This window comes from Pseudomonas sp. ABFPK (assembly GCF_001586765.1).
GTDB lineage: Bacteria > Pseudomonadota > Gammaproteobacteria > Pseudomonadales > Pseudomonadaceae > Aquipseudomonas > Aquipseudomonas asiatica.
Genome location: NZ_LQXW01000013.1, coordinates 37594 through 55830, shown reverse-complemented (window position 1 = coordinate 55830; position 18237 = coordinate 37594). Strand labels below are relative to the sequence as shown.

The window sequence follows — 18237 nt, the reverse complement described above, 5'->3', positions numbered from 1 at the left end:
GGCATTGCGGGCGTGGCGCTGCAGGCAAGCCGTCATCAGGCCAGCCCCAGCTGCTTGCGCATGCCCACGGTGATCGATTGCCTGGTCTTGCCATAATCGGCCCAGGGGTCGTCCACATCACCCAGGCGTTCAAGCACGTTGCCGATGTTCCACTGGTTGGCGCCCTTGAGTTGCGGCAGTTCCTCGCGCCAGATCGGCACGGATACCGGCAGGCCTTCGCGGGCGCGCAGGGTATAGGCGCAGGCGGTGGTCGCGCCCTTGCCGTTGCGCAGGTAGTCGATGAAGATGCGCCCGATGCGATTCTTGGGCCCGGACACGGCACTGAGCCTGTCGGGGAACAGCCTGGCCAGGTAATCGACGATGCCGTGGCTGAACGCCTTGACTTCATCCCAGCTGGCCCGCCGGGTCAGGGGCACGACCAGGTGCATGCCTTTGCCGCCACTGGTCTTGAGAAACACCTTCAAGCCCAGTTCATCCAGCAGCGTCAGGGCCAGTTGGGTGGCTTCGAGCATGGCCTTCCACGGCAGCGCCGGGTCCGGGTCGAGGTCGAGGACGAAGCGGTCGGGCTTGTCGAAGTCCTTGTCGGTGGCGTTCCAGGTGTGCAGCTCGATCATGTTCATCTGCACGGCACCCAGCAAGGTGTCGGCGCGGTTGACGACCATCGCCGCCTGGCCGGCCTCGGCCTTGTCGTAGCTGAGCACGTTGGGCAGATGCAGTTGGCCGGCGTTCTTCTGGAAGAACAGCTCCCCGGCCAGGCCATCCGGCGCGCGCACCAGCGCCACCGGGCGGTGCTCGAGCTGGGGCAGTATCCACTGGCTGACGGCGGCGTAGTACTCGGCGACCTCGCGCTTGGTAACGCCGCTGGTGGCGTCGACCACCCGCTCGGGGTGGGTCAGGCGCAGCTCGCCCAAGGCCTCGGGGGCCTTGGCCTGCTTGCGCTTGGGCAGGGTCTTGGCGGGCATGCTGCGCTCCAGGTCGATGGCGGTAGCCGGTTTGTCATCACGCAGGCCGTGAAACACTGAGTGGCGCACGATGCCGTCACGGGTCATCTGGGCGTAGGCGACTTCGGCCAGCAGTTGCGGTTTCAGCCAGTGCACGCCCCGGGCTTCGGCCCCGGTGGGCGGGTTGGGAAGGGCCGGCCTGGCGATTTCCAACGGTTTCAGCCGGGCATGGATGCTGGCCAGCGTGGTTGCACTGAAGCCGGTGCCGACCTTGCCGGCATAGCGCAACTCGCCGCTCTCGTTGTCGTGCAAGGCCAGCAGCAGGGCACCAAAGCCGCTGCGGCTGCCTTTGGGGTCGGTGTAGCCGACGATCACGAACTCCTGGCGCTGCTTGCACTTGAGCTTGATCCAGTCAGGGCTGCGGCGGCCGCTGTAGGGGCTGTCGACGCGCTTGCCGATCAGGCCTTCGAGTTGCAGCCGGCAGGCGCTGTCGAGCAGGGACTCGACGGGCTGGTCAAAATCGTCGGAGTACTTGAGCACGTCCGATTCGTTGTGCTCCAGCAGGCGCTGCAAGGTGTCGCGCCGGTCCTGCAGCGGTAACTGGCGCAGGTCCTGGCCGCCCAGGAAGGGCAGGTCGAACAGGTAATAGGTGATGTGCTCGTCATGCTCGGTGTCGAAAGCGTTCTGCAGCGCCTGGAAGTCCGCCGCGCCGTTTTCGCCAGCCACCACCACCTCGCCATCGAGCCAGGCCGAATCGAGGCCCAGCGCACGCAAAGCGGCAACCTGCCTGGGCATCTTGCCGCTCCAGTCATGGCCATTGCGGGTGAACAGGCGCACGTCATCACCGTCGATGCGGGCAAGGATGCGGTAACCGTCGAACTTGACCTCGTAGCGCCAGTCGCCACTGGGCGGGGAGTCGACCAAGGTCGCCAGTTGTGGCTGCAGCTGCGCCGGCAACGGCACCTTCCGGCCTTTGCTGGCGGCTTTGCGACGTGCCGCGGCGGCCTTTTTTGCTGCGGGCTTGCGCGGCACCAGCGTGCGGTCGCTGAGCACGCTGTCGGGCTGGGCGTCGACGATGCTGTAGTCGGCTTCGCTGCGCGCCAGGCCGTCGTGCGACTTGACCAGCATCCACTGCTCCTTCTTGCCGGCCAGGTGGGTGCGGAACAGGTTCCATACACCGCCGAGCTTTTCGCCTTGCAGGCGGAAACGCAGTTTGCCCTTGGCATAGGCCTCACGCGCATCACCTTCGGGCTCCCAGATGCCCCGGTCCCAGACGATCACGTCGCCCGCGCCGTAATGGCCTTCGGGGATATGGCCTTCGAAGTCGGCGTAGTCCAGCGGGTGGTCCTCCACGTGCACGGCCAGGCGGCGCACCTTGGGGTCCAGCGACGGCCCTTTGGGGATGGCCCAGCTTTTCAGCGTGCCATCGAGTTCCAGGCGGAAGTCGTAGTGCAGGTGGCTGGCATCGTGCTTCTGGATGCAGAACTGCAGCCCGTGGGCCCGCTTGCCACGGCTGCGCTTGCCGCTGGGCTCGGGCGTGGCATTGAAGTCGCGCTTGCGCGCATATTCCTGCAGGGGCTTGGCCATGGCGGGCTCCGGGCGGTTCGCAGTCTCTAATCTGGGAGGCAACGGCCCGGGCGGTAGTTCAAAAAAACTCTGAATCTTCAAACAGCAAGTGCAGTCGACCGAATGAAGCCACCTGACGGAGAACGCACATGGCCCGAACAGATAAACCGAAGCCCTATACCCCCACTGAAATCGACGACACCGAAGACCGCATGGGCAGCGTGCATGAACTGGACTTCGACGAGCGCCTGGACGAGCGCGAGGGGCGTGCGGGTGACGAGCGACCGGCCGCGGACGTGGCCCGCGAGTTCCCGCCCCGGCGCGTGGCCGAAAGCGGCATGACTGGCGGCGAGGCGTTGAGCGACAGCCTGCACGAGGACAACGTCACCTACGACGACCTGAGCCCGGACACCTTGCTGGACGAGACCGGTGCCCGTGACCCGCACGAACCCGGTGGCAGCGGTGGCCCTGCAGACAAGACCCTTAGGCGGGTAGAGGCCAATGAGATTGGCGGCGGCATAGGCCTGGACGAAGCCGAACTGGCCCGCTCCGCACCGCTTGATGGCGAACCGTGGACCGACGATGTGATCGATGACGAGGAGAGCAAGCCATGAACGAGTTGCGTTGTGCCTGTGCAGATTGTTCCTGCACCGTGGATGCCAATGCCTTGCGGCTCGAAGGCAAGGTGTATTGCTGCGAGGCCTGTGCCAACGGGCATCGCAATGGCGAGCCGTGCCGGATGCCGGATTGCCACTGCGGGGAAAAAACCAAGGAAAGCGCCGTGGACAATGCGCTGGACGAGACCTTCCCGGCGAGTGACCCGATTTCGCCCTGAAACATCGCCGTCTCATAGGTTCTGCATAGGTCTATGGGGCGGTGATGATCCTGTAGGAGCGGCCTTGTGTCGCGAACGGGCCGCGAGGCGGCCCCAGAATTTCAGCTTCGCACGGAAAATTGCCGGGGCCGCTTTGCGGCCCTTTCGCGACACAAGGCCGCTCCTACAAAACACGCGCCAAGCCTGCAGAATCAGTGAGTCTGCCAGATGCCGTTGCTACGCTCGCAATCGGTGCGGGCCTGGCCCAGGCTGGGAGTGTCGTAGTAGTAGGTGATCACCCGCGCATCCTTGGGCAACGCCGGCTTGTCACCGCCAGTTGCCTTGGGGTTGGCCAATGCCTCCTGGGTCAATGGCGCGATGCAACTGCCAACGCTGCCATCGGCACAGCGCGCGACCTTGTGCTTTTCGCTGTTGAGCATGTCCTTGCTCTCATTGCTGCACGACCAGTTGATCGCTTCGGCGGGCAGGTTGCTGTAGCTGTAGCAGCTGTGTCGCTCCACCGGCGTTACCGCCTCGCTGGAGGAGCGAGTGAGCACGTTGCAAGCTTCGGCCAGGGCCTGGCCGCTGAGCAGGCTGGCCATCATCAGTATCAACATCGGCTTCAAGACAGCGCTACGCATTTGCCACCTCCCGGGCCAATGGCCCTTGTCAGGCCTAGGCAGGCTTGTCGCGCCGGCGCATGGCCTTGGCGCGTTTCTCGAGGATCAGGTAGACAAGCACCGCCAGCAACAGCGGCACCAGGTAGTACAGCGTGCGGTAGCCCAGCAGGGCCGCCACCAGCGTGCCCTGGGCAAGCTGCCCATGCAGCAGGGCCAGGAACACCGTTTCCAGCACACCCAGCCCGGCCGGGATATGCGCAACCACACCAGCAACGCAGCTGATCAGCAGGATGCCAAGAATCGACGGGTAAAAGGCTTCGCCAGGCAGCAACCAGAAGATCAGCAGCGCCATCAGCGCCCAGTTGCTGGCACCCAGTACAACCTGGCACAGCGCCAGGCGCAGCGACGGCAGCGTTACCTCATGGTCGCGCCAGCGCCAGGTGCGCTTTTTGGCGAAGCCACAGGCCAGCAGGTAGCCAGCGGCAATCGCCAGCAACACCACGCCGATCAGTTGCAGGCCGCTGGCACCGACCGCCCAGTTGGCGGGCAGCTCGACCAGGCGCAAGGCGAACACGGTGCCAGCCAGCAGCATGTAGCCCATCCAGTTGGTCAGCAGGCCCAGGGTGAGGATGCGGGTGATGGTAGCCGTGTCCAGGCCCAGGCGGCTGTACAGCCGGTAGCGCAAGGCAACGCCACCCACCCAGGTGGTGAAGTTGAGGTTGAAGGCATAGCACACGAAAGCCACTGGCAAAACCTGGCGTGCCGGCAGGTGGTGGCCGGTGTAGGCCCGGGCCAGCAGGTCGTAGCTGGCGAACGTCAGGTAACTGCACCCGGCCAGCGCCAGGCCTATGGCCAGGGTGCCGGGCTTGTAGGCCAGCAACGACTGGCGCACCTCGTTCCAGTCCAGGTTGCGCGCCAGCAGGTACAACAGCGCAGGGATCAGGATCAGGAATGCCAGGGTGAACAGCCGCTTGCCCCAGGTTTGCCAGTTCTTACGCGCCATCAGGTTTGGCCCTCGTGGTAGTCACCCTGTGCCTCGGCCTCCGGCTGCACCGAGCGCAGGTGCTGGCGGTGCGCCGGGAACCAGCCGGCAATCCGCGGGAAATGGCGGATCACGTGGAAGCACACGAATATCAGCGGCGCCCGCCACCAGTAGCCGCGAACCATGCGTTCCAGGGTAACCGGCTTGCATTGTTCGCGGGCCAGCTGCTGCAGGTGCTGGTTGAGCTGCTGGTTGAAGGCGCGATCACGGATGAACAGGTTCGCTTCCAGGTTGAACGACAGGCTGAGCGGGTCCAGGTTGCTGGAGCCGACCGTGGCCCACTCATCGTCCACCAGCGCCACCTTGCCGTGCAGCGGCCGCTGGCAATACTCGTGAATTGCCACACCATCGCGCAGCAGGTAGTTGTACAACAGCCGCGACAGCGCCCGCACCCAGCGCATGTCTGGCTGGCCCTGCAGGATCAGCCGCACCTCCACGCCACGCCGGGACGCATTGCGCAGTTCACGCATCAACCGGTAGCCCGGGAAGAAATACGCGTTGGCCACCACGATGCGCTGCCGGGCGCTGCGAAACGCCTGCAGGTAGTGGGCTTCGATATCGGTGCTGCGCACCCCGTTGTCGCGCTCGACCAGCACGGCGCTGCAGGTACCGGCAGGCTCGGTCAGCGGCCGTACCGCGCTGGGCGGCTGCAGCACCGGCGACATCAGGCGCTTGCTGGCGGCATGCACCTGCGCCACCACCGGGCCGGCGACTTCCACGGCATAGTCCTGCTTGGCCATGGCACCAAAGTCGCCCAGGTGGTCGGCGCTGTAGTTGATGCCGCCAATGAAGGCCCGCTCGCCATCGACGACCACGATCTTGCGGTGCAGGCGCCGGAACAGGTTGGTGCGCATGCCCACCAGCCGCGGCTGCGGGTCGAAGGCGTGGAAACTGACCCCGGCATCGGTCATGGCCGCAATGAAGGAGTCGGGCAGGTCGGCCGTGCCATAGCCATCCACGGCCACTTCGACACGTACGCCGCGTTGGGCGGCATCGATCAGCACCTGCTGCAATTGCTGGCCAACCTTGTCATCGAAAATGATGAAGGTCTCCAGCAGGATTTCCTCCCGTGCCTGGGCCATGGCCTCGAACACGCGAGGGTAGTATTGCTCGCCATTGATCAGCAACTGCACGCTGTTGCCGTCTACCCAGGGTCGGTTCACAGTTTGATCTCCGCAGCCAGAGGGGCGTGGTCGGAAAGGTGCGACCACGGGTACTTCGACAGCACCTGGGCCGTGCCGGGCATGGCATTGCGCAGGTAGATGCGGTCCAGGCGCAACAGCGGCAGACGCGCCGGAAAACTGCGCGCCGGGGTGCCGAAATGTTCGCCGAAGGCCTCTACCAGGTGTTCGCTCAGCACGGCATCGGCCTTCAGCCGCCAATCGTTGAAATCGCCGGCGATGATTACCGGCGCCTTGGGCGGCAGGCTGTCGAGCAGGTCCAGCAGCAGCTTTACCTGGCGTTGCCGGTGGGCCTCGCGCAGGCCGAGGTGCACGCACACCGCATGTACCTGGTCATGGCCCGGCACCTCCAGCTGGCAGTGCAGCAGCCCGCGCTGTTCGTTGCCCTGCACCGAGACGTCCAGGTTGTCGAAGCGGCTGATGGGGAATTTCGACAGCAGCGCGTTGCCGTGGTCCCCATGGGGGTACACCGCATTGCGGCCGTAGGCGAACTGCGGCCACATGCTGTCGGCCAGGAACTCGTACTGCGGCGTATCTGGCCAGGCCGGGTGGCGCAGGGCATGTTGCTGGTGGCTGCCGTGCACTTCCTGCAGGAACACCAGGTCGGCGCCGGTGGCGCGCACGGCTTCGCGCAACTCGGGCAGGATGAAGCGCCGGTTGAAGAAGGTGAAACCCTTGTGCACGTTCAACGTCAGCACATTCAGCCGACGCACGGCGGTGATCTTGTCGATGATGCCGTGCGGCGCAGGCAGGGTCCTGTTCACAGGGGCACCTCCGGCACCACGCCAGGCTCGGTCATCAGTTCATGGTCCAGCGACAGCTTCTGCAACAGGCGCCGGGCGTCATAAGGCGCATGGACTTTCTGGTCGTTGTCGAAATAGCAGTAGACGTCCCGGGCAGCGCGCCGTGGTGGCGGGCCTTGCACCACCAGCTGGGCATCGTCGGCCTGGCGGCCCTGGCTCCAGTGCTGGATGCGCTGCTTCCAGCGCCGCAGCGCCTGGGCGGTATAGCCACTGCTGTACAGCTCGACATCGCCATGCAGGCGCATGTACACGAAGTCGGCGGTAAGGTCTTCGACATACGGCCATTTCCCGGCGCTGTCGGCCACGACCAGCGCTACCCGGTGCTTGCGCAGCAGCTTGATGAAGGCTTCGCACAAAAAGCTTTCGTTGCGAATCTCCACAGCGTGGCGCAGCCGAGCGTTGCCCTTGATATCGGTGCTGCCGTTGTCCCGCAGTTGTTGCGCACACCCCTGCGCGCATTCGCGGGCAGCCTTGCGACTGTGCGGCAACAGTTCGAGAAAACGGGCGAAGCGGGCCTCGTCGAACTTCATGTTGGGTGGAAACTGCCAGAGGAATGGCCCGAGCTTCTTGCCGAGCAGCAGCGGCCCGGAAGCGAAAAAATTCGCTACTGCTTCTTCAATGTCCTTGAGCCGGCGTACATGGGTGATGTAGCGCGGGGCTTTTACCGCGAACACGAAGCCGGGCGGCGTCTGGTCATGCCAGCCCTGGTAGCGTTCGGGTGTTTGCAGGCTGTAGAACGAGCCGTTGATTTCAATGCTGTTGACCGCCCGCGAAGCGAACGCCAGTTCGTCGTCCTGGGGTAGGCCCTTCGGGTAAAAATCCTTGCGCCACGGGCCGTAGCGCCAACCGGAGATGCCGATGCGGATATCGCTCACGCTGCCTTCCTCATTGCCAGTCCTTGTTCGGTCACTCTGAAGGTGCGACTGGTGAACAGCGGCCAGGGTTCAGCACGGTTGACCAACGGAAAAGGCTGATGCGGCGCGGAACTTTGCGGCCCGCGGCGTTTCCACCGCATACCTGCTACGAGGAAGGGCACCAGGATGAAATTCGACCGTTTCGCCCAATGGCTGGCCAATTGGGCCGGCCGCCCGCTGACCTTTGGCATCGCCTGCCTGCTGATCCTGATCTGGGCAGTGACCGGGCCGCTGTTCGGCTTCAACGACACCTGGCAACTGGTGATCAACACCTCGACCACCATCATCACCTTCCTCATGGTGTTCCTGATCCAGAACACCCAGAACCGCGACAACGACGAACTGCACATCAAGATCGATGAGCTGTTGCGCACCACCCAAAAGGCGCACAAGGCGCTGCTGGACCTTGAGGACATGGATCCGGCCGAGCTGCATGCCCTGCGCAAGCAATACCGGCAGATGGCCGGGCAGGGTGACGATGCGCATTCAACCAAGGAATGACCTGCCAACCCTGGAGGCAAGCATGGCCAGACATATCGTCCACTTCACCGGGCCTATCAATTCATCCACCTGCGGCAACCTGATCAACACCTGTTCGCGGGCGTTGCAGCAGGGCGCCGACGTCCTGCAACTGAACATCGCCACCATGGGCGGAGAGTGCAGCTACGGGTTTACCTTGTACAACTTTCTGCGGGCGTTACCGGTCGAGGTGCATACCCACAACCTGGGCACGGTGGAATCCATGGGCAACATCATCTTCCTGGCCGGGGAACGGCGCACGGCATGCAGTTACAGCAAGTTCCTGTTTCATCCTTTCCACTGGACCTTGCATGGCTCGGTCGACCACTCACGCATGGCTGAATACGCGATGAGCCTGGATTATGACCTGCGGCTGTACGCGCAAATCGTCGCCGAGCGGACCGAAGGGGCGGACGAGGTGCTGGATGTACCACGGTATCTGATGGCGTACCCGCGGATACTCGGGCCCCGGGAGGCATTGGCGAACGGGATGATCCATGCCATAGACGAGATGCCGATCGAGGCGGAGGCTTGTCAGTGGAGTGTGCATGCCTAGCTGATTCCTGTGCCGGCCCTTTCGCGGGTTCACCCGCGAAAGGGCCGGCACAGGTCAAGAAGATCTATCTGACCGACGCTGCCATTGCCCGGTCACACGCCAGCAATGAGCGTATCAGCAGCTTGATTTCGTCCTTGAGCATGGGCACCTGGTCCGGGTGAGCGAACCGGCAATCGGCAATTTCATGCAGCGCCTTGGGATGCGGGGCGTCGGCGAACTCCGCCTCGAACACATAATGCATGCGCTCTGCCGCTTCATGGCGCATCAACAAGGTCAGCGATTCTGCCTGCAACCCGGTTTCCTCAAGCAATTCACGCTCCGCTGCCTGCACCGGCGTCTCGCCGGGCTCTATCTTGCCGCCGGGCAGGGTCCAGGCGGCGTTGGGCTTTCTCACCCACAGCCATTTATGGGTTTGTTTGCCATGCCGACAGATGATCGTTGCGCGATGCTTGACTGGTTTCATTCAGGCTCCCGGGCGAATCCCTCATTCCATGTAGATTCGGCCCCCGGCGGCAATGAACGTTGCGTTGAAAGCGACCAACGGTCAGTAGGGCACCGAGCCGCTTAGCGCCTCGATGGCCTCCACCAGCTCGTCATAGCCCACCGGCTTGCTCAGGTGCCGATCGAAGCCCGACTGGCGCGACTTGTACTGGTCGGCACTGGCGCCATAACCGGTCAGGGCGATGGCCGGGGTATGGCGCAGGTGCACGTAGCCACGCAGGGCCTTGATCAACGCATGGCCGTCCATCACCGGCATGCCGATGTCGGACAGGATGATGTCGTATTCCTCACCCGCAGCGGCGTCCAGGGCCTCACGCGGCTTGCTGAAGGCATTGACAGTGGCGCTCTCCATTTCCAGCAGCTCCTGCATTACCGCCAGCACTTCTACGGAATCGTCCACCAGCAACACGCGAATTCCATTAAGGCGGCCCTCGCTCAGTGGCTCCGAGCCTTGCTCACGCTGCGGGAGTTGCGTATCGCAAAGTGGCAGGGTGACCTCAAAGGTGCAGCCCAGGCCAAGCCCCGGTGACTTGGCGCGTACGGTACCGCCATGGGCCTCGACCAGTTGCCGTACCAGCGACAGGCCGATGCCCAGGCCCTCGCGGCTGTGGCTGGCCTGTTGCGGCGTAGCCTGGCTGAACAGGTCGAAGATGTGCTCGAGGCTGTCGTGGCTCAGGCCTACGCCATGGTCGATCACCTGCAGCCGCGCGTGGTCTTCGTCGTGGCTCAGCACCAGGCGTATCTCATTGCCCGCCGGGCTGAACTTCAGCGCGTTGTTGAGCAGGTTCCAGATGATCTGCTCCAGGCGGGTCACGTCACCTTCGATCATCACCGGCAGGGTGTCGGCGGGCAGCTCCAGGCGAACCGGGCAGGGGTGTTGCTCGCTCACCACCACATCGTGGATGCCCTGCAGGAGGGCGAGCAGATCCACAGGTCCGGTCTTGAGCTTAAGCTTGCCGGTCCGAATGCGCGCCACATCCAGCAGGTCGTCGATGATCCGCGCCTGGCTGGTTACCGCGTCGCAGATGGTACCCACGGCTTTGCTCGCTGCACTGATGTTCCGCAGCGACGGCAGGCGGCGCAGGATTTCGGCATTGAGCTGTATCAGGTTGAGCGGGTGCTTGAGTTCATGGGACATGACGGCGAAGAACTCGTCCTTCATGTGGCTGGTACTCTGCGTCTCGGCCAGCTGCTTGCTCAGGCGCTCTTCGCCCAGGCGCACGCGCTCTTCGGCGGCATGGCTGCTACTGATGTCGATGAAGGTCAGCACCGTGCCGTCGATTTTCTGCTCGCTGGAGCGGTAGGGCAGCAGGCGTGCCAGGTACCAGTGATCGCCCTGGCCGCCGATTTCACGCTCGATGATGGCCTCGCCCTGAGCCACGGCGCGGGCATCGTCGGCAAGTGCCGGGTAATCCAGGCGGTGGGTGATGTCGAGCAGGGAACGGCCGGTATCGACCGGCAGCATGTTGAACAGGTCGGTGGCGCGCGGCGTGAACCAACGGATATGCAAGTTGCGGTCGACGAACACCGTGGCGATCTCGGTGCAGGCGATCAGGTTGCTGAGGTAGTCGTTGACCTTGTCGGTTTCCTCGACCTTGTTCTTCAGCTCGTAGTTGACCGTGAGCAACTCCTCATTGATCGACTGCAGCTCTTCCTTGCTGGTTTCCAGCTCTTCGCTGGCCGACCGCAACTCCTCGTTGATGGCCTGCATCTCTTCGTTGGAAGCCGTCAGTTCCTCGCTGGAGACCTCTGACTGCTCGATGGTTTCCTGCAGTTGCAGGCGGGTACGCTGCAGTTCGCGCTCGAGGTTGTGCAAGACCATGCTGTCGGTCTGGCGGATGACACCAGGCATCGGCAGGGACGGATCAGGCGCGCGCTCCTCGAATACCACCAGCAGGCAATCGCTACCGCTGAGGTCGTCTCTGTATGGCTGCACGGTGATTTCCACCTGCAGCTTGCCCATGGTTTCCGCCAGGTCGACAGGGCGCGAGGTGACCGCCTCGGTCCCCTGGCGCGCCTGGAACAAGGTGCTGCGCAGGGCCAGGCGCAGGGGCGGCAGCACCAGGTTGAGCAAGCTGCGGCTCGGTTCGCCACCGGCCACTTGCAGGAAACGCCCCACGCCTTCGCTCATGTGCAGGATATTGCCATCGATATCGACGATCAGGCTGGGCGGCATGCGACGCGCCAGGGCGCGGTAGTGCAGGTCGGCGAACGATGGCTTGCGCCCCGGCTTGGCCTTGGCCAGCGCTTCCGGGGGCCTGCCGGCGGCAGAAGTGCCGGGCAGCTGACGGCCGGAACGGCGGCCGGTATTGCTGGCATCGAGTGCGCGGAAAATGCGATTGCGCTTGTCCACCGGGGCGAACAGTTCATTGGCCACGTCGGCCGACTCCGACGAACCGAGGAACAGGTAGCCACCCGGGCGCAGGGCAAAGTGGAACATCTGCAGGATGTCACGCTGCACCTCGCGGTCCAGGTAGATCAGCAGGTTACGGCAGACAATCAGGTCGATCTGCGAGAACGGTGGGTCCGACAGCAGGTTGTGCCGGGCGAACAGCACCTTTTCGCGAACCTCTTTGCGCACCCGGTAATGCTGGTCTTCCTTGAGGAAGAACTGGCGCAGCCGGCTTGGCGGCACGTCGGTGACGATCGCCTCGGGGTATGAGCCACTGCGGGCGATGCCGATGGCGCGTTCGTCCAGGTCGGTGGCGAAAACCTGCACCTTGTGCGAGCGCTGCTCCAGTGCCAGCTGCTCGCAAACCAGCATGGCCAGGCTGTACGCCTCTTCTCCGGTGGAGCAGCCGGCCGACCACACGCGTATCTCGTCTGCGCCCTCGGCCGGGTCGCGTTCGCAGACCAGCTGCGGCAGCACATGGCGCTCCAAGGCTTCGAAGGCTTCGCGGTCGCGGAAGAAATTGGTCACGCCAATCAGCATGTCGGCCAGCAACGCCCGGGATTCCGCTGGGTGCTGTTCCAGGTAATGCAGGTAGGCCGCCAGGTCTGCCTGGCCGGTCACATGCAGGCGGCGCTCGATGCGTCGCAGTACCGTGGCGCGCTTGTAGTGCTGGAAGTCGTGGCCGGTATTGCTGCGCAACTGCAGCAGGATCTCTTCGAGCATCGGCTCGCTGGCCTGGGCATCGCCGACACGGGTGCCCAAGGCCGGAGGCAGGGTATCGTCTTCGATTTCCGGGAGCCGGACCTGGCGGGCATTGCGCCACAGCTCCAGCAGCTTCTGCGGCATTTCTGCCGCCGGCAGCACCAGGTCGACCATGCCGGTCTCGATGGCGGCGCGGGGCATGCTGTCGTACTGGGCGTCGTCCGGTGTCTGCGCCAGGGTCACACCGCCTTGCTCCTTGATCCGCGACAGGCCCACGGCGCCATCGGCACCGGTACCGGACAACACCACGCAGAAGGCGTGGTCCTTGTGCACGTCAGCCAGGTCACGGAAGAACAGGTCGATGGCCACGTGGTCGCCACGGCGCCGGTTGGCCGGGGTCACCCGCAGGTAGCCGTCGTTGGTGGACAGGCGATTGGCCGGTGAAATCACGTAGATATGGTTACGCTCGATGGGCACCGGCTCGGTCACCTGGCGCACCGGCATTTGCGTGGTCTCCTGGATGATGCGGTCGGCGACGCTCTGGTGGTCGGGGGACAGGTGCAGGACCACGACGAAGGCCATGCCGCAATCGCTGGGCATTTGCCGGAACAGCGTACAGATCGCTTCCAGGCCGCCTGCCGATGCACCGATGCCCACCACCGGGAAATCCAGGTGGCTGGGGCTGAGTGCCGGGTTCTGGGGCGAGGCAGGTTGCTTGGGGGACGACTTCATGGACGGAGCCTTGTGCAGACCGGAACGTTCAGCCCTCAGCAGCATCATCGGGCGTGTGTGTGGCGGGATTATAGGCCGTCGCCATGCTATTGAGACCTCTGCTTGCGAAGGAAAGTGCGACCCGCCTGCATCCGCCGCCCAAACCTTTTGCCGACACACGTTTGGTGCCGTTGGTCAGTTGCTGGCAAAACCATTGAGCAAAGTCTGTGATCGGCGGCTCGGAACCAAGGCATGGCAAACATCCATGCGAGCAGCCAATCCATCGCAAGGAGATACCACATGGCGCAGGATCAAGAGCGAACCAGCCAGCGCGGCGGCACCAAGGAAACCAACCCTGGCAATTTTGCCAATGACCGGGAACGGGCCTCCCGCGCGGGGCACAAGGGTGGGCAGGCTTCTGGCGGCAACTTCGCCAACGACCGCCAACGGGCATCGGAGGCCGGTCGCAAGGGCGGCCAGAACAGCCACGGCGGGGGCCGCCAACAGTGAGTTGAGTGCTTCTGGGCACCCGGTACCCGCAGTGCCGGGTGCCGGCTACCTCCTGTGTACCGGGGCTGCAATGGCCTTTGGTACCTGTTGCTCGACATTTTTTTGAATCTTCTGGCCGTACCCCGATCAATCAGGGTGTCATCCATGGAGAAGAGGAGGCCCCTGCGATGCCTGGCCCACAGCTATACATCATCGATTACCAACTGCATGGCAAGCCGCGCAGTTTCATCATCCGTCTGGAGACGCTGGACAACGCCGAGGCCTGGCATTGGGCAAGTTGTGATGCGGGCATCGGCATCATTCCGAAGTTCGGGCGCGAAAAAATCAGAAAAGTCAGCAGGCCGATGGCCGAGCGCTACGGGATTACCGCGGTGAGCTGGCGGGTATCCGGCAGCAAGCCGAACCAGTCGGTGGGGGGGCCAGCGGCGACAATGTGATCCCTAGCCCAAAGCACTGTGTCGCCTGCTTCGCGGGCATGCCCGCTCTCATAGAACAACACATGACTCATTGGTTCGGCGAGGTCCTGTAGGAGCAGCCTTGTGCTGCGAAGAGGCCGGGGCTGACGAAGCCTGTCTATTGGCTGTACCGGCCTCTTCGCAGCACAAGGCTGCTCCTACAAAGGACGCGTCAGACGAGCGATATTGGTTCTCTGCGCGACAGCGCAGCCCAAAGGGCTGGGCAATCTCCCACAGGGACATCACCAGTTCAAGGAGTGCGCCCTACCTGCGGGAGCGGGCGCGCCCGCGAACACCGGCGCAGCCGGTGCCATGCACCGCGTTGGATTCTTCGCTGCTAAAGCCGCTTCTACAGGTACGCGCAGGCCGTCTAGGCACCGGACTCGGGGTCGCTGGCCGGCACGCCCGGGCGGTTTTCTTCGTCATCAGTCACATTGGGGTCGGCATCCGGGTCATCTGCCCGGTCATTGCGCCGGTCCGGCTCGAGCTCCGGCCAGTCATCCTGTGCGCTGCCGCCACCCATCGCAGTAAACTCTTTCATCTCGCAACCCTCGCTCTCGATAAAAAAAAGGCCCGCGATCAGGCGGGCCCAATACAGGAGTGAGAGGCGAAGCCATTGACCACCCCTCATTGAATGAGAGCGGCAACAGCCAGGGGCGGTCGGTTGGATGTCCACCACCCCTGACCAACGGTACTGTCAGGGCTTCTTCAGCACGAGGGTGAGAATGTCGTAGCTGGCGACCAGCTCGCCCAGCTGGTTGGTCACCTCCACATCCCACGCCACCACGCCCTGGGGCTGGCCCAGCGGGCTGGTCTTGCCCTGGTCGATCTTGCGCTTGCAGGTCAGGCGCGCCTGGATGGTGTCGCCGATGCCCACCGGGTTGATGAAACGCAGGGTATCCAGGCCGTAGTTGGCCAGTACCGGGCCTGCACCTGGGGAGACGAACAGCCCGGCCGCTGCCGACAACACGAAATAGCCGTGGGCGATGCGCTTGCCGAACTGCGATTCCTTGGCGGCGATCTCGTCGAAGTGCATGTAGAAATGGTCACCCGACAGGCAACCGAAGTTGACCAGGTCGGCTTCGGTCACGGTGCGCCGGTGGGTGAGCAGCGACTCGCCGATGCGCAACTGCTCGAAATAGCGGCGGAACGGGTGTACTTCGGTTTCGATCACTTCGCCACCGCGCACGTATTCGCCGGTTACCGCCGTCAGCATGCTCGGCGAACCCTGTACTGCGGCACGCTGCAGGTAATGCTTGACGGCACGCAGGCCACCCAGCTCTTCACCACCACCAGCGCGGCCCGGGCCGCCGTGCTTGAGTTGCGGCAATGGCGAGCCATGCCCGGTGGATTCCTTGGCCGCTTCGCTGTCGAGTACCAGCAGGCGGCCGTGCCAGGCGGCAGCCACTGGAATGGCCTTGGCTGCAACGCTGCGGTCGGCGGTGACCAGGGTCGCCACCAGGCTGCCTTTGCCCCGTGCGGCCAGCGCCAGGGCTTCATCGAGGTCGTCATAGGCCATCAGCGTGCTGACCGGGCCGAACGCTTCGATATCGTGGGCACCGCCTTCGGCATGCGGGTCACGGGCCTGCAGCAGGGTCGGGGCAAAGAACGCGCCCTCGGCCACGCCCTCGCCACGCGGCGCAAAGCCATCGCTGGCACCGAACAGCTGGTCGCAGCTCCGCAGCAGGCTGCGCACTCGCTCGGCCACATCGTGCTGCTGGTCGTGGGAGGCCAGGGCGCCCATGCGCACGCCTTCCAGCGACGGGTCACCGACAACCACCTTGGCCAGCCGCTCGCGCAGGCGCGTGGCAACCGCGTCGATGTGTTTGGCCGGTACGATGGCGCGGCGGATGGCGGTGCACTTCTGCCCGGCCTTGGTGGTCATTTCGCGGACCACCTCCTTGATGTACAGGTCGAACTCTTCGCTGTCCGGGGTCACGTCCGGGCCGAGGATGGCGCAGTTGAGCGAATCGGCTTCGGCGGTGAACGGCACCGAGTTGCGCACCAGGTTCGGCGTGACGCGCAACCTGGCGGCGGTGTCGGCGGAACCGGTGAAGGTCACCACGTCCTGGCCTTGCAGGCGGTCGAGCAGGTCGCCGGTGCTGCCGATCACCAGCTGCAGGCTGCCTTCGGGCAACAGCCCGGATGCATTCATCAGCCGCACAACGGCCTCGGTCAGGTAGCTGGTCGAGGTCGCAGGCTTGACGATGCACGGCATGCCGGCCAGGAAGGTCGGCGCGAACTTCTCCAGCATGCCCCAGATGGGGAAGTTGAAGGCGTTGATGTGCACCGCCACGCCGGCGCGCGGCACCAGGATGTGGCTGCCGGCGAAATGGCCTTGCTTGCCCAGCGGGATGGCCGGGCCTTCGTGCACCAGATTGCCCGACGGCAGTTCACGGCTGCCGATGCCCGCATAGGAGAACAGCGTGGCGTTGCCGCCTTCGATGTCGATCCAGCTGTCGGCACGGGTCGCGCCGCTGTGGTGGGACAGGGCGTAGAGCTGCTCCTTGCGCTCGGCCAGGTACAGGGCCAGTGCCTTAAGGCGGGCAGCGCGTTGCTGGAAGTCCATGGCCATCAGCGTGGCCAGGCCACGGGCGCGGGCAAAGTCCACGGCCTCGGCGAAATCCGGGCGCTCTTCGTGGCTGTAGGCCAGGACGTGGCCATCCAGGGCGCTACGCAGGGCCTGGGCGCCGTGCTGGCCAAGCCAGCGGCCGGCGATGAAGCTTTGCAGGGTAGGGGCGGCAGACATGCTGTTCTCCAATGTAGAGGGGGCGCTGTTACCACAGCGCCACGGTGTAGCCGATGATCAGGCGGTTTTCGTCCACAGCGTTGGTCAGGCCATTGCCGGAACGGAAGGTGACGTTGCGCCAGCGCAGGCTGACGTCCTTGAACGGGCCGCTCTGGATGACATAGGTGATGTCGGTGTCGCGCTCACGCTCACGGCCGTTGCTGACAGTGGCGGTTTCGGCGTGGCGGCCATCGTTGTAGCGGGTCATGAAACTCAGGCCGGGGATGCCCATGGCGACGAAGTCGTAGTCATAGCGCACCTGCCACGAGTCCAGCCCGGCGCGGGTGAAGGTGTTGTAGGTGACCAGGTTGACGGTGAACGGGTCGCCGCCGTTCACGAACGGGAAGGCACTGTCGCCGGACATCTGCTGCCAGGCGGCGGTGAACTTGTGGGCCCGTACGCCGAGGGTGAACATGGCGTTGAAGTTGCGGTTGTCGATGTTGCCGGCACGCTCGGCGCCGTCGTTGCGGCTGTCGAAGTAGCGCAGGTCGGTGCGCAGGCTCAGGCCTTCGCCCAGCGGGCGGGTATCGATCAGGCCGACGAACTGCTGGCGGTAGATGTCTTCGAGCTTGGCGTAGTAGTAGCTGACGCTGGTTTGCGGGGTGATGGCGTAGCTGCCGCCGCCGAAGTCCAGGTGGTCGCTGCTGGCGGCGCCGTAGCCGATGTCGTCGCGGCCCGAGGAATCACGCAGGTTGGCCTTGGTCAGGCGGCCGGCGTTGAAGGTCAGGCCGGCCAGGTCCTGGCTGGTGAGCAGGCCACCCTGGAAGGTGGAGGCCAGCAGGCGGGTGTCGTTGTACACCACCACCGGCAGGATCGGTTGCAAGGTCCCCAGGCGCAGGGTGCTCTTGGCCACCCGCACCTTGCCGGTCAGGCCCAGTTCGCTGTAGTCGTCGACCGGTTCATGACTGTTCGGGCCGAAAGGCAGCAGGCCGGTATTGCGGCGGTCGCGGCTGGAGTCGAGCTTGATGCCCAGTTGGCCCATGGCGTCGACACCAAAGCCGACCGGGCCTTCTGTGAAGCCCGACTCAAGCTTGGCGGTAAAGCCCTGGCCCCATTCCTCGGCCTTGGCCTGCGGTGCGTTGCTTTGGCGGAAGTCGCGGTTGAGGTAGTGGTTGCGCAGCTCCAGCCGGGCGTGGCTGTCGCCGATGAAGTCTGCCATCGCCGGCATCGGCAGGGCGAGGGTCGCCAGCCAGGCGGCCGAAATGAAGTGCGTGCGGTTCAT

17 protein-coding genes are annotated in these 18237 nt (G+C 64.4%); 6 read left to right on the top strand and 11 right to left on the bottom strand.

Features of this window, described 5'->3' with window-relative positions; all coding sequences use genetic code 11:
* Positions 1–35: 35 nt before the first annotated feature.
* The gene (gene ligD, locus WM94_RS11215; protein WP_061551222.1) at positions 36–2528 is read right to left on the bottom strand and encodes a DNA ligase D; all 2493 of its coding nucleotides are present in this window, start codon (positions 2526–2528) and stop codon (positions 36–38) included.
* Between the two features lie 128 nt (positions 2529–2656).
* Here ligD and WM94_RS11210 point away from each other — a divergent pair, with 128 nt between their 5' ends.
* On the top strand, positions 2657–3121 hold the full coding sequence (locus WM94_RS11210) for a hypothetical protein (RefSeq protein WP_038409647.1): 465 nt from the start codon (positions 2657–2659) through the stop codon (positions 3119–3121).
* On the top strand, positions 3118–3342 hold the full coding sequence (locus WM94_RS11205) for a metallothionein (RefSeq protein ID WP_023661123.1): 225 nt from the start codon (positions 3118–3120) through the stop codon (positions 3340–3342). The genes WM94_RS11210 and WM94_RS11205 overlap by 4 nt, the downstream gene beginning before the upstream one ends.
* Positions 3343–3533: 191 nt before the next feature.
* Here WM94_RS11205 and WM94_RS11200 read toward each other — a convergent pair whose 3' ends face one another.
* From WM94_RS11200 to WM94_RS11180, 5 genes are read right to left on the bottom strand one after another with little or no spacing between them, the layout of a single operon-like run.
* Positions 3534–3962, bottom strand: coding sequence for a hypothetical protein (locus tag WM94_RS11200; RefSeq protein WP_015270339.1), 429 nt, complete (start codon positions 3960–3962; stop codon positions 3534–3536).
* A gap of 34 nt (positions 3963–3996) precedes the next feature.
* On the bottom strand, positions 3997–4944 hold the full coding sequence (locus WM94_RS11195) for a lysylphosphatidylglycerol synthase domain-containing protein (protein WP_013972628.1): 948 nt from the start codon (positions 4942–4944) through the stop codon (positions 3997–3999).
* Positions 4944–6146 (bottom strand): cardiolipin synthase ClsB, encoded by a 1203-nt coding sequence (gene clsB, locus WM94_RS11190; protein WP_061302271.1) that lies wholly within the window; start codon positions 6144–6146, stop codon positions 4944–4946. Before clsB ends, WM94_RS11195 begins: the two co-directional genes overlap by 1 nt.
* A complete protein-coding gene (locus WM94_RS11185; RefSeq protein WP_024087135.1) occupies positions 6143–6928 on the bottom strand; it encodes an endonuclease/exonuclease/phosphatase family protein in 786 nt (261 codons plus the stop codon). The genes clsB and WM94_RS11185 overlap by 4 nt, the downstream gene beginning before the upstream one ends.
* Complete coding sequence (locus tag WM94_RS11180; RefSeq protein ID WP_061551221.1) at positions 6925–7842, bottom strand: DUF72 domain-containing protein; 918 nt, start codon at positions 7840–7842, stop codon at positions 6925–6927. Before WM94_RS11180 ends, WM94_RS11185 begins: the two co-directional genes overlap by 4 nt.
* Before the next feature lie 165 nt (positions 7843–8007).
* Here WM94_RS11180 and WM94_RS11175 point away from each other — a divergent pair, with 165 nt between their 5' ends.
* The gene (locus tag WM94_RS11175) at positions 8008–8382 is read left to right on the top strand and encodes a low affinity iron permease family protein (RefSeq protein ID WP_003259456.1); all 375 of its coding nucleotides are present in this window, start codon (positions 8008–8010) and stop codon (positions 8380–8382) included.
* A gap of 22 nt (positions 8383–8404) precedes the next feature.
* Positions 8405–8956 (top strand): ATP-dependent Clp protease proteolytic subunit, encoded by a 552-nt coding sequence (locus WM94_RS11170; RefSeq protein WP_003259457.1) that lies wholly within the window; start codon positions 8405–8407, stop codon positions 8954–8956.
* 64 nt (positions 8957–9020) lie between these two features.
* On the opposite strand, the gene WM94_RS11165 is transcribed toward WM94_RS11170, so the two are convergent.
* The gene (locus WM94_RS11165; protein WP_024087133.1) at positions 9021–9419 is read right to left on the bottom strand and encodes an NUDIX hydrolase; all 399 of its coding nucleotides are present in this window, start codon (positions 9417–9419) and stop codon (positions 9021–9023) included.
* A gap of 81 nt (positions 9420–9500) precedes the next feature.
* A complete protein-coding gene (locus tag WM94_RS11160; protein ID WP_061551220.1) occupies positions 9501–13283 on the bottom strand; it encodes a CheR family methyltransferase in 3783 nt (1260 codons plus the stop codon).
* Between the two features lie 279 nt (positions 13284–13562).
* Here WM94_RS11160 and WM94_RS11155 point away from each other — a divergent pair, with 279 nt between their 5' ends.
* Both WM94_RS11155 and WM94_RS11150 read left to right on the top strand, forming a co-directional pair.
* On the top strand, positions 13563–13772 hold the full coding sequence (locus tag WM94_RS11155) for a general stress protein (RefSeq protein ID WP_003259459.1): 210 nt from the start codon (positions 13563–13565) through the stop codon (positions 13770–13772).
* Between the two features lie 167 nt (positions 13773–13939).
* Complete coding sequence (locus tag WM94_RS11150; RefSeq protein WP_054573301.1) at positions 13940–14209, top strand: DUF6555 family protein; 270 nt, start codon at positions 13940–13942, stop codon at positions 14207–14209.
* Between the two features lie 388 nt (positions 14210–14597).
* On the opposite strand, the gene WM94_RS30105 is transcribed toward WM94_RS11150, so the two are convergent.
* The 3 genes from WM94_RS30105 to WM94_RS11140 form a co-directional block, all read right to left on the bottom strand.
* Positions 14598–14768: a hypothetical protein gene (locus WM94_RS30105; RefSeq protein ID WP_155252250.1), complete on the bottom strand. Its 171-nt coding sequence runs from the start codon at positions 14766–14768 to the stop codon at positions 14598–14600.
* A gap of 156 nt (positions 14769–14924) precedes the next feature.
* Entirely contained in the window at positions 14925–16976 is a 2052-nt protein-coding gene (gene paaZ / locus WM94_RS11145; RefSeq protein ID WP_061551219.1) for a phenylacetic acid degradation bifunctional protein PaaZ, read from the bottom strand.
* A gap of 28 nt (positions 16977–17004) precedes the next feature.
* Entirely contained in the window at positions 17005–18237 is a 1233-nt protein-coding gene (locus tag WM94_RS11140; protein WP_061551218.1) for an OprD family porin, read from the bottom strand.

What these genes read in the sequence shown, in the direction of transcription:
- ligD (WP_061551222.1), bottom strand. Translation starts at nt 2,528, where the DNA reads ATGGCCAAGCCCCTGCAGGAATATGCGCGCAAGCGCGACTTCAATGCC.
- WM94_RS11140 (WP_061551218.1), bottom strand. Translation starts at nt 18,237, where the DNA reads ATGAACCGCACGCACTTCATTTCGGCCGCCTGGCTGGCGACCCTCGCC.
- WM94_RS11160 (WP_061551220.1), bottom strand. Translation starts at nt 13,283, where the DNA reads ATGAAGTCGTCCCCCAAGCAACCTGCCTCGCCCCAGAACCCGGCACTC.
- WM94_RS11205 (WP_023661123.1), top strand. Translation starts at nt 3,118, where the DNA reads ATGAACGAGTTGCGTTGTGCCTGTGCAGATTGTTCCTGCACCGTGGAT.
- WM94_RS11200 (WP_015270339.1), bottom strand. Translation starts at nt 3,962, where the DNA reads ATGCGTAGCGCTGTCTTGAAGCCGATGTTGATACTGATGATGGCCAGC.
- WM94_RS11165 (WP_024087133.1), bottom strand. Translation starts at nt 9,419, where the DNA reads ATGAAACCAGTCAAGCATCGCGCAACGATCATCTGTCGGCATGGCAAA.
- WM94_RS11170 (WP_003259457.1), top strand. Translation starts at nt 8,405, where the DNA reads ATGGCCAGACATATCGTCCACTTCACCGGGCCTATCAATTCATCCACC.
- WM94_RS11175 (WP_003259456.1), top strand. Translation starts at nt 8,008, where the DNA reads ATGAAATTCGACCGTTTCGCCCAATGGCTGGCCAATTGGGCCGGCCGC.
- WM94_RS11150 (WP_054573301.1), top strand. Translation starts at nt 13,940, where the DNA reads ATGCCTGGCCCACAGCTATACATCATCGATTACCAACTGCATGGCAAG.
- WM94_RS11210 (WP_038409647.1), top strand. Translation starts at nt 2,657, where the DNA reads ATGGCCCGAACAGATAAACCGAAGCCCTATACCCCCACTGAAATCGAC.
- WM94_RS11195 (WP_013972628.1), bottom strand. Translation starts at nt 4,944, where the DNA reads ATGGCGCGTAAGAACTGGCAAACCTGGGGCAAGCGGCTGTTCACCCTG.
- WM94_RS30105 (WP_155252250.1), bottom strand. Translation starts at nt 14,768, where the DNA reads ATGAAAGAGTTTACTGCGATGGGTGGCGGCAGCGCACAGGATGACTGG.
- WM94_RS11155 (WP_003259459.1), top strand. Translation starts at nt 13,563, where the DNA reads ATGGCGCAGGATCAAGAGCGAACCAGCCAGCGCGGCGGCACCAAGGAA.
- paaZ (WP_061551219.1), bottom strand. Translation starts at nt 16,976, where the DNA reads ATGTCTGCCGCCCCTACCCTGCAAAGCTTCATCGCCGGCCGCTGGCTT.